The following is a 15,576-nucleotide window of genomic DNA, read 5'->3' on the forward strand; positions in this document are numbered from 1 at the left end:
GTTCGCTAGCCCTTACCGGGATCTCTGGGGGGAGGCGTGAGGGGCGCCATCAGCCAGTGGAAAACGACAGGCGGATTACTGTCCCCGGCCTGGTCGCGCCACAGAAGGTCCGCGATCTCCTCGAGCTTGGTATTCACCTTCTCGAGAGTCTGTGGACTGGGGGTGCAGACCACCCGAAGAAATCCAAGGTTACGGGTCGGGCCCGCCACATCACGGTCGGCTGAGCTGAGCCCGTGGCGGAAGTCCCGGTCCATCTGCCGCGTCAGCCCCGCGACAATTTCCGTCATGAGATCGTCGTTCGCCGGATCCTCAAGCGCCGCGCCGAGGCGGATCCGTCGGGACACGGTGTCGTAGAGTTGCTCGCGCTTCCGGCGGACAGTGCGATGCCCCGCCTCCACAACGATCTTGCCCTCCACCAGCTGGCGCATGTGGTGATAGAGCGCCGGCGGCTGAGCCCCGAGCATTTCGGCGAGCTCACGGATCGATAGCGGTCCCGAGGCGGCCAGACGGTCCACGATGTCATGTCGGCGCGGGCTCTTCGCCAGTCGGAGTTGCTCCCTGCTCATGACCCAAAGGGTCTCGTCCGAATCTTCCTTCCTGGTGCTCATGAACAGCCCTTCAAAACGCGGCTTGGCGGCTTGACTGAGGCCAAGGTGCTTGCCTCGCGTCTGTCACATTTGCAAACCGGCAACTACAAAATTCGCCGGAACGCCCGGCATGGCTGGTTCCAGGGGGCGATCTCTTATTAAAAAAAAGTCACTGGAATAAATACTAACTTGCGTCATGATCGGAGTCACGATCATTCCAGTTGGTACGCTTGCACAGGCCTTTTCCATGGACTCAGTCCCACGCTCCCTTGGTCCGGACCGGCGCTGGCGTCGGTTCAGCACAGCGCAATCCCGCGCCGGGAGGGAGTGCGCGACATGAGACTGCGGGCGATCATCACCATCGACATTGATGCAGCCGACTTTGTCGACGCGGCGGACCACCAGCGGCGCATCGAATCCCTGCTGGGCGCCATGCGCGACAGCTACGCGGACGCGGCACTCGAGTTTCGGGAACGACGGCAGGTGCGTCGTGGCATGTCGCCTGGCCATCCGGCCGTCGGCAGGCTCTCCAGCACGGGAAAGCTGAACTCCTATGTCGACTGAAGCCATGACAGGGTTCGGAGCCAGCCGCCGAAGAGACACGGTCCTCGCCGCCGTCGAGACTTTCCGCGCCCTGGACATGGGCATCAACGTGTCCAACATCCTGGTCTTTCTCTATGTCGCGGAAAACGAAGGCATAAGCGTCACGGAGCTGGCGACCATCAGCGGCCTGACGAAGCCGACGGCCTCACGCTCTATTCGGGCGCTGACGCCGAGGGGATCACGCTGGGCCCTTCCGCCCTATCTGGGTCTGGTCGAACTCTGCGCCCAGGGCCCCGCGCGAAACTCCAAGACCATACGGTTGACCCGGCAGGGCAGGGACCTGTGCGCCAGGATCGACCGCCTGATCTCCAACCCGGTCCGGATCTGCGCGGGAGAAGGGCGGGATGTCTCACTGCCCGACGTCAGCGAGGCCGTCGCCAGGCGGGGCGGACCGGATGCCGCTTTCCTGGATTGGACCGGGCCCTGCATCGACCCCACCAGAGGCCCGCAGCTGTCTGCTCCCAGTGCGCCGGGCGGTTCAGCTTCCTGGCAATTCCCACTCCCCGGCGACCGCGCGCGGGCGGCGGCTTCGTGAAGTATGAATGCAATGACCAGCCAGACAATTTCCAGACAGTTCGAAGAGCTCGATCCGGGCGTGCTTGTGGTCTGCGGCGATGAAGGCGAACGGTTGCAAATCTGCGACCTGCTGGAGACCGAGGGCTTCCTGGCGCGCGGGGTCGAAACCGGAGCGGAAGCGGAAGTCGCCCTTCGACTTGAAGACGCCGACCTGATCATTCTCGATGGGCGGTTGCGCGACGGCGGGGCCATGGCCGTCTGCCGCAGACTGGCGGTTTCATATGCCGCCCCGATCATCATGATCTCGGACAGCGCTGACGTAACCGACCGTGTCATCGCCCTGGAGGTCGGGGCCGATGATCTGCTGAGTCGCCCCTTCAACAGCCGGGAACTGCTCGCGAGAGCGCGTGCATTGGTCCGGCGCTCGAGAGCGCTGCTCAATGCCCGTATCCTTGGCATGGATGGCGGCCGCCAGCGGGTTCGCGGAGCGCAATCGTGGCGCATCGACGCCATAACGCGGAAACTGACGGGCCCCACAGGCGACACCGCGGTGCTCACGCCGGGCGAAGTGGCTCTGCTCTACGTGTTTCTGGCTCGGCCGGGCCAGCCTGTGACGGGCGAAATCGCGGCCGAAGAACTCCCCGGCCTGTCGGCCAATCATTTCCGTACGTCGATCGTCCGGCTTCGCCGCAAGATGATGAAGGCGGGCCTGGAGGCCGACACGGTGAAGACGCTGCGCTCCGGCGGGTATTTCATGGAAGAGGATGTCGCCGCCCTGTGCGCCGGGTCGCAGGGCTTCGCCGCTTCCTCGCGTCAGATGAGCGAGGTTGACCGGTCGCCGGCATTGTGACCGCTGCCCGACAGGAGACGGGCCCAGCTGTTCGACGTCGCGGATATAGCGACCCGCGGCGGGACCGAGCCGGCGCACGGGGAGCCCGCCGTCGAGCGTGCCGAGCCTCTGTCGAACCGCCCCCGACTTCGCAAGCCTGCCGGCTGGACTGGAACGCCGGCATCCGGGTTGGGCAAGAACATTGAGCGACTTGTGCGCGATCACTTGTGCAAGTTTGCAACAACTATCCAATTTGATAGCTAACTATACCGTAGTTGTTACAGTGTAGAACATGTGACCGGGCTGCCTCGTCTGTCGTTCTAATGACAAACAAGGGACACAAACTCTTTGGTCAGTCATGTTTGCTGTGTAGCCTGCTCCATCACTTCGCAGCGAAGTTAGGGGAGTTTGAATTGGCTAGAAACAAATCCGGTCTTCTGGGAACGTCGATGCTGTGCGGGGTCGCCGCACTCGCCATCACCAGTCCGGCCTTCGCCCAGGATCAGCTCCCGGGCGTCAACGTTCAGGGTCAGTCCGACCAGGAGGCCACCGAGATCGACGAGGTCGTCGTCACCGGTTCGCGCATCCGTCGTGACCCGACCAACGCCCCGACCCCGCTGATCCAGATCACGGGCGAGCAGCTCCTGACCACTGGCCAGTCGACGGTGATCGACTATCTGGCGACCATGCCGGCCCTGTCGAGCTCAGTGGTTCCGTCGGACACCACCGGTTCGAACCTGAACGACGGTGGTCTGTCGTTCGCCAACCTGCGCTCGCTTGGCGCCGGTCGCACCCTGGTTCTCGTTGACGGCCGCCGGCATGTCGGCTCCCAGCAGGGCAACCTGGCGGTGGACATCGACTCCATTCCGCGCCTTCTGATCCAGAGCATTGAGATCGTCACCGGCGGCGCCTCTTCGGTCTACGGCGCCGACGCCGTCTCGGGCGTGCTGAACTTCCAGCTGCGCCGTGACTTTGAAGGCCTCGAGATCGACGCCAACTACGGCATGATCAACCAGGACGGCCAGGCCAACAAACGCATCTCGGCCCTGGCCGGCATCAACCTGTTTGACGACCGGCTGAACCTGTACGCCTTCGGCGAGTACGAAGACATCGATGAGGTCCAGAGCCTCGACATCGACTGGCTCGAAGACGCGCATGCCCTCGTCGGAGTCGACGCCGATCCGACCTCGGCGGTCAATGATGGCGTGATCGACAACCGGCTGTTCCGCAATCTGACGACCCTGTCGCGTCCGCGCTGGGGTCAGACCACACTGGCCAATTCGCAGCGTCCCAGCCCGCTGAACGATCCCGATGTGCCGCTGGCCAGCTGTACCGCGCTGACCAGCGCAAACTGCTACAGCCTCGACCCCACCAAGACCTACGTCTACGAGGGCAACACCGCCCGCCTGGCCAATTTCGGTCAGCGGGTCGGCAACGTCGGCTCCAACCGCACCTTTAACATCGGCGGCGATGGTGAAAACCCGAACAACTTCGGTCAGGTAAGCCGCGTTCCCGAGTCGACCTCGCAGCGCTACCAGGTCGGCGCCAATTTCGCTCTGCTGGATAACGTCGATCTGAGCGTCGAATACAAGATGGTCGAGGAGGATACCTTCGACATCGGTCAACCCGTCTTCTTCGACATCTTCCTGAACGACGGCTCCTACCTCTCGACCTGGACCAACCCGATGCGGGCCCTGAACCAGTTCGATCTGCGCTACACCGACAACGCCTTCCTGCCCCAGAACGTGAAGGATGCGATCACAGCCAACACGGTCACCAACTGGACGGCCAACGCCAACACGGAGGGTACGGCGGCGACGACAACGGCCCGCCAGTGGGCGCGCCACGTGCTGTTCGGCCCGGATCGCAGCCAGGACAACCACCGCGAAGTGAATCGCCTTGTCGTGGCCCTGGGGGGTGACTTCGACCAGATCGCCTTCATCAGGAATATCGACTGGGATCTGTCGTACACCGCCGGCGAGGCCACCAACGCGAATATCGAACGCGGTGTCGATGCCCAGCGCTTCGCCCTGGCCGCCGACGCCGTCGTCGACACCGCTGGCGTCGTCAATGGCCGTCCCGGCGAGATCGTTTGCCGCGCCCGTCGGATCGAGCGGTCGGGTGTCGGCGACCTCGACGATTACGTCCGCGGCGTCTTCGGCGGTCGCACCGCCTACAACAACGCGGCATTCAAGGCCGCGGTCGACAACTGCGTCCCGCTGAATGTGTTCGGCGCCGGCAACCAGAGCCAGGCGGCGCTGGACTATGTCGATGCGGCGATCACCGTCACCCACGTTAACGAACAGGAACAGGCGGTTGCGGCGATCTCCGGCCAGCTCTGGGACTTCTGGGGCGCCGGTGCGATCGGCATCGCCGTCGGCGCTGAACACCGGCGTGAGTTCACGGAAGGGGTCGGCCGCACCGCCGGCACCGGTGACCGCCTGCTGTTCCTTAACACGGGCGCGGACTTCGCCGGGGCGGAGTATACATCGGACGAGTGGTTCGCCGAGGCGTCCATTCCCTTGTTCCGCGACAGCTGGCTGGGCGAATACGCCGAACTGAGCGGATCGTACCGTCAGTTCGACTACTCGACCGCCGGCGAGGGCGACGTCTATGGCGTTAACCTGGTCTGGCGTCCGATCGGGGACATCACGTTCAAGACCAGCCTCAACACCTCGTTCCGCGCGCCGAACCTGAATGAAAATTTCTCACCCTTCAACCAGACTTTCGGCAACAACCTGGTCGATCCCTGCACCACCAATGACATTGCGCTGCAGACGGCCGAGATCCGGACGAACCGCATCGCCAACTGCCAGGCCCTCCTCGCTGCCTACAATGCGGCCAATGGCACGACGCTCGCCTTCGACTTCGCCGGGCTGACTCCGGGCAATGGGGACGACTTCGTTCTCCCGGCAGGCGGTGGCCGCACCTACGCATCGGGCATTGCCGGTGTTCTTGGCGGCAACCCCGCTCTCGAGCCCGAAGAATCGGAGAGCTTCACCTTCTCGACGGTCCTTCAGCCGCGCTTCATTCCCAACCTCACGGTCGTCCTCGACTACTATGAGATCAAGATTGAGAATGTGATCGCCAACCCGCTGGTCGGCGAAATCGCCGCCAACTGCGTCAACGGCCCGACCCTCAATCCGACGGCCTGCAACCTCATCTTCCGGAGGAACCCCGGGATCCCCTTCGGCATCGGGGCGCCTAACGGAGACCCGGTCGGCGGGTTTATCCAGGCGCCGCTCAACTATGCTGCGCTGCAGACGCGCGGCCTGGACTTCCAGGCGCGTTACTCGCTGGACACCGAAGAGGTGTTCGGCCGCAACTGGGGCCGGTTCGACTATCGCGTCGGCGGCCTCTGGCTGATCGAGCAGAAGCGGTTCCTCAACCCGGGAAACCCGAGTGCCTTTGAGGAGATTTCATCGGACGTCCAACTTCCGCGCGTCCGTCTGACCTCGTCGCTGACCTGGACGCCCAACGACATCTGGAGCGTCAACTGGACGGTAGACTGGCAGACCGCCCAGGACAGCGCGCGTTACCGCGATCAGGTGGGAACGGGCAATATCGACGTCCGGCCGTTCGACACCTATGACACGGGCAACTTCGCCCGCCATGACTTTACGGTCAGGTGGAACGCTGCGGATGACCTGTCGGTGCGCATGGGGGTGGTCAATGCCTTCGACGCCGAGCAAGCCCGCTACCTGGGCGGTGTTCTGAACGCCAATTTCGATCCCTACGGGACGCGCTTCTTCATCGGGCTCAACTACCGCCCGTTCTAGAACCTCGTTCAACAACCGAGGGCGTAATGGGCGGTCCGCAAGGGTCCCCATTATCGCCTGGCGCGACCCCCCGTCCGAGATCGACGGGGGGTCGCATCGGGATCGGAAGCCGGGGGGCCACACGCGTCCGGGCCAAGGCTCCATCCGTCGTATGCGGCGGACAGGGCCGCCGCCCGGGATCTGGATACAGGAGGAGCAGAGCTTGGGCCTCATCTTGAACCGCCGCCACTGCCTGGCCGGCGCCGCCTTCGGTCTGGGTCTCGGCCCGGCTGCGCCTGGGGCCTTCGCCGGCGTCATGGAAACACGCCGAACCGTCTTCCTGAGCCGGGGACGGGATCATGTCGTCTTCGTGATGGAGCCCACCGGGGTCGGCGATCTCACGGGCGCGGCGATCCTTCTTCTGCACGGCTCGGGCGGGCTTGCAGGCTCCCTGCGCGACTTCCATCGCGAAGCGGCCGCCTGGACCCTGCGGGGCTGTACGGTCGTCATTCCCGACTATTTCAGCGGCGCACCCGATGCAGCACAAACCGACGACACTGGCTGGTGGGCCGAGGCGGTGCGCGATGCCGCCGCCTGGACGCTGGAACTTCCCGGCGTGGACCCGGACCGTCTCGGCGCCCTGGGGTATTCCCGTGGCGGATATCTGGCCGCCGAAGTCGCCGTCCAGTCGACCGCGATCCGGGCGGTCGTCGGCGTGGCGTCAGCCGGCAATGTCGCGCCTCGCGACATCATCCGCCGGCCGCAGGTTCTCCTGATCCACGCGGATCGGGATCCGGTCATCCCGCCTGCCCGAACCCGCCGCTGGGCGGGGATACTGCAGAACGCCGGCGTGCCGGTGACCACGATCGCAATGCGGTCGTCGCAACACACGTTCGATGAGTCGACCTGGGGCTACATTTTCGCCAGGGCGACCGGGTTTTTCGTCGAGGCCCTCGCGCCGAAGTCTGTCACGCCGGACTGAAAGGGTGCGGGCCGGTCCCCATCGAGGGTCTCCGGCAGGGTCGGCCTGAGCCGCCGGGCATGATGTTTCCTGAAGTCGCTTTCGTTCAGGCGTCGCCGGTTTCCGGCTGAGGTGGTCCGCCGTGCCGTTTGGCTGTGCATCCGGTTGAGCCCCATACTTCAGGAGTTGGCGGAATGGCCTGATCGCCGTGCTGGTGCCGCGAAGCGATGGCCTGCTGGATCGGTGGCAAGCGGATCAGTCTGTGGCGATCAGAGACAGGCTGTTTGTCACCGGGTTTGACGAAGTCGCAGTAATGTCGGGGTTAATTCCCGGGTCACAGGGACCCGGCGGTTAGCGAGGAAGTGCGAGGCGGTGCGGTCAGTCCAGCGACAACGTGTCTCCGGCAGGTCCGTGGCCTTGCCGGCTACTGGCGGCGATGTCGGGCGGGGATTAGCCCGTGCCGGGCCATCTTGTCGTAGAGGGTCTTGCGCGGGATCTGCAGGTCCGCGGTGACCTGCCGGATGTCGCCCTGATGACGCGTCAGGGCCTCCCGGATCAGTTCGGCCTCATAGGTCTGGACGCGCTGGACCAGTCCTTCGTCCGACCGTGTACGGGTGGTGTGCGGGTTGAGGCCCACGACGACCTGGCTGGCGTAGTTGGCCAGTTCGCGTAGATTGCCGGGCCAGTCATGTTCCAGCAGCCGGCGGCGAATGGCATGATCAATCGGGGGAGGCTCCTGGCCCAGACGACGGGCTACGCGGCCGACAAAGCGGGCGAACAGCAACGGCACATCCTCGCGCCGTTCGCGAAGGGGAGGCGTTCTGAGCCGGATCACATTCAGGCGGTAGTAGAGATCCTCACGCAGATCGCCGCGGGCGACGGCCTCGACCGGATCGCCCTTGGTTGCAGCCAGGATGCGAAGGTCGAGCGCGTGCGGCTCCATTGCGCCGACAGGCAGAATCTCGCGTTCCTCCAGCACCCGCAGGAGCAGAAGCTGGGCGGCGCGGGGCGCCAGGTCGATTTCATCGAGAAAGAGCGTTCCCTGGTGCGACTGCTCAATCTGCCCCTCCCGCCGACGAAAGGCGCCGGTCGGTCCGGCCGCATCACCCATCAGCAGGCTTTCCAGGCCGGTCTCGGGCAGCGCGGCGCATGACACCGCAACGAATGGCCGCAAACGCCGGCGACCGGCGTTGTGGATCGCACGCGCCACGGCCTCCTTCCCGGAGCCGGTCTCGCCCTCGATCAGGACGTCGACCTCTGCGTCGGCGAGCCGCTGGATCGCCGCGCGAAGCGCCTCCACCGGGCGGCTCGAGCCGCTCAGGGGAATCGAACCCTCGTCATCCTCCGCAAGCGCGGCCAGCCGGCGATTGTCGAGCACCAGGGCGCGCTTCTCCAGAGCGCGGCCGAGGGTTTCTATCAGGCGCTCGGGCGCAAAGGGTTTGGCCAGGAAATCATAGGCCCCGCGCTTCATGGCATCGACGGCCTCGGCGATGTCTCCGTGGCCTGTCATCATGACAACCGGCAGGTCAGGATCCAGACCATTCAGGCGTTCGACCAGCTGTCGTCCGTCCATCCCCGGCATTCGCAGGTCCGTTACCACGACCCCATCGAACCGGTCGTTGACGACCTTGAGCGCCGCCTCTGCCGACCCGAAAGCGATCACGGCCAGGCCCTCCAGTTCGAGCCGCTCCGCCAGGGCGCTCCGGAAGGCGTCGTCGTCGTCGATCAAGGCGACCCGGTCGAGCACTTCGAAGCTCACGGCGCCCTCGCCAGACGGATCGTAAACCTCGCCCCGGAGCCTGACGGTTCGAGCACCAGTTCTCCGCCAAAGGCGGCGACGATGTCGCGGCTGATGACCAGACCCAGCCCGAGCCCGTCCGGCTTGTCCGTCGTGAACGGTGTGAAGAGCCGCTGCTGAACTGTCGGCGTGACGCCGGGCCCGTTGTCCGCGACATGAATGGTCACGCGCTTGCCCCTGACCTGAACGCCCAGATCAATGACCGGCTGGCTGACCCCGTCCAGCGCCTCGATCGCATTCTGGAGCAGGTTCAGAACAACCTGCTCAAGGCGGTTTCTTTCGGCGCGCACCGCCAGTCCCGCGGGGGCCCGGCGACGCTCCAGCGCGATGCCCTTTTCCCTGAGCCGACCGGCGACCAGCAGAAGCGCGCCATCGATCGCCCCGTCGACGTCCACCGCAACGGTCTCGGATCGGGTCTTCCGGGAAAAGGCGCGCAGTTCGTCGGTGATGACCCCGACCCGTTCGGTCAGTCGGTCGATATTGGCCAGTGATCGAAGCGCCGCGGCGCTGTCTTCCCGCCGCAACTGGACCGCTGCACTGTCGGCATGCGTCCGTATGGCCGCGACCGGCTGGTTGATCTCATGCGCCACCCCGGCGGCGATCTGGCCCAGGGTCGCGAGCTTGTTGGCCTGGATCAGTTCGTCCTGGAGGTCCTGCCGAACGGTCTCGAGCCGCCTCCGCTCGTCGATCTCGCGGTTCAGTTGGTCGTTGGCGGACCTGAGCTCGGTGGTGCGCAGATCGATCTGCCGCTCCAGTTCGACGCGGGCCTGTTCCGCCTCGATCGCCCTCGCCGCGGCGCGCTGGCGGCGGCGGAGAAGGATTCCGGTCAGGGCGGCGAGCAGGGCGACGGTCATCGCTCCCAGCCACCGGGCGATCGCGACCGCGCGCGATATGGCGTCTCCGGAGGGCGAGAGCAGGTTCACGCGCCAGCCGATGTCGGGAATCGGGTCGGACGCGGCCGCATACAGACCCGCCGGAATATCGGATGAGATCCGGACCAGGCCATCGTCGGCGGTGCGGAAGGGCAGGGGGGTCGGAACGGTTGAACCGGCCGCCTGGGTTTCGGCAAGCCGCCGTCGGAGATCGGCGGACGGAGGCTGCGCTGTGTGGAAGCGCCAGGCCGGCACGGTCGTAATGACCACCACGCCATCGGCGTCGGTCACATAGGTCGGCTCGCCCGAGGCGCGCCAGTCCGCTTCAAGCGCGTCGAACTCGACCTTGGCGACAATGACTCCGAGGGGACGGCCTGAAGGGTCATCGACGCGGCGCGACAGATAGAGGCCCGGTCGGCCGCTGACAGTACCCAGCGCGAAGAAGGTCGCCTGGCCATCCCTCATCGCCGCATAATAGTAGGGGCGGAAGCGGTAGCTGGAGCCTACGAAGCTGGTCGGCAGTCGCCAGTTGCTGGCGGCAAGCGTCCTGCCCTCGGCGTCAAGGGCGTAGATGGCGGCCGCCCGGACGTCTCTCGCCAGGACCTCGAATTTCTGGTTGAGCCGCGCCGTACCCGCCTCATCGGGCCGGCTCAACATCGCCGCAAGATCCGGATTCTGGGCGAGCACCATAGGCAAGGACCGATGCCGCTCCAGCTCGCTTCTCAGGACGGCGGCGTGAAGCGCACTGGCCGTCGCCGCCTGATGCTCGGCAGAGGCCCGCGCGTCCCGGCGCGCAACCTCGCCGCTCGCCACAATGACCAGCAGAGCGACGAGGCTCCAGGCCGCCGCGAACAGCCGCCATTGAGTCGGAACTGCCAGGGCGCGCCGCATCGTGTGAGTATGCGAAATTACGCACAAATATCCAAGCCAACTGTGCGGAATTGCGCACAAAGCCGAGCTCGATTGTCGCTGGCTATCGATAATCCGATGATAAAACAACGAATTATGATGTGTGACGGCGTTCCTTGAAGTGGCGACGGGGTGGTCGATACTGGATCCAATGGCGCCGGTCAGAGCGCCTGAGTGACCGGAGCCGCACGGCGGTTCCAAGGGAGGTCTTTTGTTGCACCCAGCCGCCATCGCCGGTGAGCCCGCCGTGCGCCGTCCGTTCTATCGCAGCCTTTACTTCGCGGTGCTGCTGGCGATCCTGGCAGGCGGCGCTGTGGGTCATTTCTGGCCCGACTTCGGCGAAAGCCTGAAGCCGTTGGGCGACGCCTTCATCAAGCTGGTCAAGATGATCATCGCGCCGGTGATCTTTCTGACGATCGCCACCGGGATCGCCGGCATGCGCGATCTGGGCAAGGTCGGTCGGGTGGCCGCCAAGGCGTTTGCCTATTTCTTCTTCTTCTCGACCCTGGCGCTGATCATCGGCCTGGTCATCGCCAATGTTGTCCAACCGGGACGCGGCCTGAACATCGATCCGGCGACGCTGAACGCAGGCGCGGTGGCGCAGTACACGACGGCGGCCCACGAGACGACCATCACCGGCTTTCTGATCAGCATCATCCCGACCACCCTGGTCAGCGCCTTCTCCGAGGGCAACATCCTCCAGACCCTGTTCGTCGCCATCCTGTTCGGGCTCGCGATGGCCATGGTCGGCGACGCCGCCGCCCCCGTGCATCGCGCCCTGGATGCGTTGAGCCAGATCATGTTCAAGCTGGTGGCCATACTGATGAAGGCGGCGCCGATCGGGGCCTTCGGCGCCTTCGCCTTCACGATCGGCGCCTACGGGCTGGGCGCGATCGCCAACCTCGCCGCCCTGATCGCCACCTTCTATCTGACCTCGCTGATCTTCGTTCTCGGCGTGCTCGGGGCGGTCTGCTGGGCCAGTGGCTTCTCCATCTTCAAACTGATCGCCTATCTGAAGGAAGAGCTGCTTCTGGTGCTGGGCACATCGTCGTCCGAGGCGGCCCTGCCCAGCCTGATGCAGAAGCTGGAGCGCGCCGGCGCAAAACGGTCAGTCGTCGGCCTTGTCGTGCCGACCGGCTATTCGTTCAATCTCGACGGCACCAACATCTACATGACCATGGCGGCCCTGTTCATCGCACAGGCGATGAACATCGAGCTGAGCTTGCAGGATCAGATTCTCCTCCTGCTGGTCGCCATGCTCAGTTCCAAGGGCGCCGCCGGAATCACCGGCGCCGGCTTCATCACCCTGGCGGCGACGTTGGCCGTAGTGCCTTCCGTGCCGATCGCCGGGATGGCGCTGATCCTCGGCATCGACCGCTTCATGAGCGAGTGCCGGGCGCTGACCAATTTCGTCGGCAATGCGGTGGCGACGCTCGTGGTCGCCCGCTGGGAAGGCGAGCTGGATCGTGAGGCTTTGCACGCCGCGCTGGGCTCAGCCCCCGCAAAACTCGCCGCGCCCCCCGACCCCGCCGCGGGTCCGGGCGACCGGGACGTCATAACGGCCGACTGAAACGGCCGATCGCATCAGGGAGGAAAAGACCATGAGGACCATCCACAAGAGCGCTCTGCTGGGCAGCGCTGCGGCACTCACGCTACTGACGGCATCGGGGGCGTGGGCACAGACCGCGCCGGCTCCGGGGGGCTCGGCCGCCGATCCCCAGACCGCCAGCGATCTCGACGACATTATTGTGGTTGGCTCCCAGATCCGGGGCGCGGCCGTGAACACGGCTTTGCCAGTGACGGTCTTGGACGAGGAACAGATTCTCGCGACCGGCGCAGTGAACGGCGACGACCTGATGCGGTCGATCCCGCAGATGGGCGACGTCCTGTTCAGTGCGGCCAACAACCCCCAGACCTCGAACGCCGCGCGCGGCGACGTGAACTCGGTCAACCTGCGTTCGCTCGGCGTAGGCAATACCCTGGTGCTGCTGAACGGCCGCCGCATCGTCCAGCACCCGACCAGCCAGGGCACGTCCGATACCGGAACCGTGCCGGTGCTGAGCTACAATTCCAACGCCATACCGGTCTCCGGTCTGAGACGGGTGGAGGTGCTTCTCGACGGCGCCGCCGCCATCTACGGCGCGGATGCGGTCGCCGGGGTCGTCAATACCGTGCTGCGCGACAATTTCGACGGCCTGCGGATGACCACCCAATACGGGGGGGCGGAGGGAACCCACCTGCGCGAGCTCAACCTCGGCCTGTTTGCTGGTCGCAATTTCGACCGCGGCAACATCTCGGCCTTCATCGACTATACCGACCGGACCGCGCTGAGGGCTGAGGACCAGGATTTCACCGCCACCGACAACTTGACGCCCTTGTTCGCTAACGAGCCGGACTTTGCTTCCAGCCTGACGCCGGACTTCCGCAATACCAGGGGAGCCTGGGCCAACCTGGCGGTGGTCAATGGGCCGGGTACGATCCGTCGCGGGACCACGGCCCTGACAACCGCCGCCGGGGCGTTTTCCATCCGGCCGACGACCTTGGCCGGCTGTCTGGTCCCCAACGGCGATGTCTGTCTGGGTTCGGGCGCCCTGACCTTCAACGGGGCGCAGCGCAATCTGCGTTTCGACACCGGTCCGGGCACCACGGTCCTGCCGGATACCCAGCGCCTGAACATCTTCTTCACCGGCCGTTACGAACTGAGCGACGACCTTACCGCCTTTGGTGAGATCGGCGTCTATACGGCTGACACGCACAGGGTCCAGCCGCCGGTCATCAATCTGAATACCCTTGTGATTCCGGCTTCCAACTACTGGAATCCCTTCGGCCCGGTGACTTTCGCCGACGGCCGGCCCAACCCCAACCGCATCGCGGGCCTGACCAACGTTCCGGTGACCGGCCTGCCCGTGCGCCTGAACCAGTACCGTTTTGTCGACGCCGGCTATCAGGGTGTGGACGTCAGCAACTACCAGGCCCGACTGTTGGGTGGGCTGCGCGGCGAGTGGCGCGGCTTCGATTGGGAGTCGGCCCTGCTGTATTCCGAGGCTGAGGCGGTCGACGAGTCCGATGCTGTGAATACCACGGCGCTGCAGGCCTCCCTGGCCCTGTCGACCCCGGATGCCTACAACCCCTTTAACGGTGGATGCATCGATCAGCCCAGCTTCGGCGACTGCACGCCCAGCTCCCAGGCGGCGATCGACGCCATCACCTTCCGGCTGCGACGTGAATCCCGTACCACCCTGACCCAGTTCGACTTCAAGGTCTCGCGTCCGGATCTGTTGAGCCTTCCGGCGGGTGACGTCGGCATAGCCTTCGGGTTCGAAGCGCGCCGTGAGACCCAGAGCGACAATCGCGATGCCAACCTCGACGGGACCATTCCCCACATCGACTCCGTCACCGGCGTGGTCTCGCTCAGCAATGTCATCGCCGTCAGTCAGAACCCCGATACCGAAGGAGACCGGACGGTCGCCTCGGCCTATGTCGAGTTCGCCATTCCGCTGGTTTCACCCGAGATGAACATCCCGCTGGTCCGGGCTCTGGATGTCCAGATCGCAGGCCGGGCGGAGCACTATTCGGACTTTGGCGATGTGGCCAAGCCCAAGATCGCGGTGTCCTGGGACATCTTTGACGGGCTGCGGCTGAGGGGCTCTTACTCGGAAGGCTTCCGCGCGCCGAACCTCGAACAGGTCAACACTGCGACCTACGGTCGCCTGACGACCAATCCGGACTATATCCGCTGCGAGGCGGACCTCAGAGCCGGGCGGATCGCAACATTCGGGGCCTGCTCCCGGTCGATCGGGGCGTCCCTGCTGGTGTCGGGGAATCCGGACCTGGAACCGGAGGAGAGCACCAACTCCTCCTATGGCGTTGTGTTCGAGCCCCAATTCCTGCCGGAGATGCTGGGCGATCTCACCTTCACCATCGACCGTTGGCACATTCAGCAGGAGAAGATCGTCGGTCTGTTCGGCGGCAGGAACGCCGTGGTCCAGGATTATCTGGATCGCGTCCAGGGCGGGGCCAACCCCCTGGTCACGCGCGCGCCGGTCAATGCAGATGACCTTGCCCTGTTCGCCGGCACGGGAATCACGCCCGTCGGTGTCATCACCTCGATCAGCGACCGGTTCGTCAACCTTCTCCCCCAGGATGTGGAGGGCATGGATTTCGGGCTGATTTGGCGCCTGCGCGACACGCCACTCGGGGATTTCCGGCTGAACCTGAACGCCGCCAAGCTGATCTCCTTCGGACGGGACCCAGGTCCGGCGGTCGACGCCCTTTATGCGGCCCGGGAGGCCGGGATCATCAATGCTGCTACCCCCCTGCCCGAGACCAGCGATCTGCTGGCCCAGAACGGCCGGCCGGAGTGGCGCGTCTCGGGCTCATTGACCTGGTCCCAGGGGCCCTGGCAGGTCGGCGCCTTCACCCAATACATCAGCGCCGTGGACGACACCGATCTGCTGTCCGCGACCGGAACCCCGTGGGAGGTGGACAGCCAGATCACCGGCAACCTCTATTTCCAGTATGAGTGGGAAGACACCTTCGACTGGGCGTCCGACACGCGCATTCGCATCGGGGCCCGGAACATCACCGACGAGGCGCCGCCGCTGTCCTCGACCGGCTACCTTGGTTCGCTCTATCGTCCCTATGGCCGTTACTGGTACGCGACCGTCACCAAGACGTTCTGAGACCGCGGTCGGCGCTGACCGCTATGTCAGCGCCGATCCAGTCCCGCAGAAGAGGCAGAGA

Annotated in this window: 10 protein-coding genes; 7 read left to right on the forward strand and 3 right to left on the reverse strand. The window is 65.1% G+C overall.

Translation table 11 applies throughout. From position 1 onward, the window contains the following. Nucleotides 1–5: 5 nt before the first annotated feature. A complete protein-coding gene (locus tag B3E43_RS03720; RefSeq protein WP_292026731.1) occupies nucleotides 6–608 on the reverse strand; it encodes a winged helix-turn-helix domain-containing protein in 603 nt (200 codons plus the stop codon). 315 nt (nucleotides 609–923) lie between these two features. Here B3E43_RS03720 and B3E43_RS03725 point away from each other — a divergent pair, with 315 nt between their 5' ends. The 5 genes from B3E43_RS03725 to B3E43_RS03745 all read left to right on the forward strand — a co-directional run bounded on the left by B3E43_RS03725 (nucleotide 924) and on the right by B3E43_RS03745 (nucleotide 7,275). Continuing rightward, on the forward strand, nucleotides 924–1,151 hold the full coding sequence (locus B3E43_RS03725) for a hypothetical protein (RefSeq protein ID WP_292026733.1): 228 nt from the start codon (nucleotides 924–926) through the stop codon (nucleotides 1,149–1,151). Further along, nucleotides 1,141–1,725, forward strand: a complete 585-nt coding sequence (locus B3E43_RS03730) for a MarR family transcriptional regulator (RefSeq protein ID WP_292026735.1) — start codon at nucleotides 1,141–1,143, stop codon at nucleotides 1,723–1,725. The genes B3E43_RS03725 and B3E43_RS03730 overlap by 11 nt, the downstream gene beginning before the upstream one ends. Nucleotides 1,726–1,737: 12 nt before the next feature. Further along, entirely contained in the window at nucleotides 1,738–2,556 is an 819-nt protein-coding gene (locus tag B3E43_RS03735; protein WP_292026739.1) for a response regulator transcription factor, read from the forward strand. A gap of 392 nt (nucleotides 2,557–2,948) precedes the next feature. Beyond that, a complete protein-coding gene (locus B3E43_RS03740) occupies nucleotides 2,949–6,314 on the forward strand; it encodes a TonB-dependent receptor domain-containing protein (protein WP_292026741.1) in 3,366 nt (1,121 codons plus the stop codon). A 202-nt stretch (nucleotides 6,315–6,516) separates the two neighbouring features. After that, nucleotides 6,517–7,275: a dienelactone hydrolase family protein gene (locus B3E43_RS03745; RefSeq protein WP_292026743.1), complete on the forward strand. Its 759-nt coding sequence runs from the start codon at nucleotides 6,517–6,519 to the stop codon at nucleotides 7,273–7,275. A gap of 403 nt (nucleotides 7,276–7,678) precedes the next feature. Here the strand turns inward: B3E43_RS03745 and B3E43_RS03750 are convergent, their stop codons facing one another. Continuing rightward, nucleotides 7,679–9,013, reverse strand: a complete 1,335-nt coding sequence (locus tag B3E43_RS03750; protein WP_292026746.1) for a sigma-54-dependent transcriptional regulator — start codon at nucleotides 9,011–9,013, stop codon at nucleotides 7,679–7,681. After that, complete coding sequence (locus B3E43_RS03755; protein ID WP_292026748.1) at nucleotides 9,010–10,815, reverse strand: sensor histidine kinase; 1,806 nt, start codon at nucleotides 10,813–10,815, stop codon at nucleotides 9,010–9,012. Before B3E43_RS03755 ends, B3E43_RS03750 begins: the two co-directional genes overlap by 4 nt. Before the next feature lie 232 nt (nucleotides 10,816–11,047). Here B3E43_RS03755 and B3E43_RS03760 point away from each other — a divergent pair, with 232 nt between their 5' ends. Together B3E43_RS03760 and B3E43_RS03765 are read left to right on the forward strand one after the other, a co-directional pair. After that, a complete protein-coding gene (locus tag B3E43_RS03760) occupies nucleotides 11,048–12,403 on the forward strand; it encodes a dicarboxylate/amino acid:cation symporter (RefSeq protein WP_414631335.1) in 1,356 nt (451 codons plus the stop codon). 31 nt (nucleotides 12,404–12,434) lie between these two features. Beyond that, nucleotides 12,435–15,515, forward strand: a complete 3,081-nt coding sequence (locus tag B3E43_RS03765; RefSeq protein ID WP_292026750.1) for a TonB-dependent receptor plug domain-containing protein — start codon at nucleotides 12,435–12,437, stop codon at nucleotides 15,513–15,515. Nucleotides 15,516–15,576: the final 61 nt, after the last annotated feature.

The organism is Brevundimonas sp. UBA2416, from assembly GCF_002343105.1.
In the GTDB taxonomy this organism is placed as follows: domain Bacteria; phylum Pseudomonadota; class Alphaproteobacteria; order Caulobacterales; family Caulobacteraceae; genus Brevundimonas.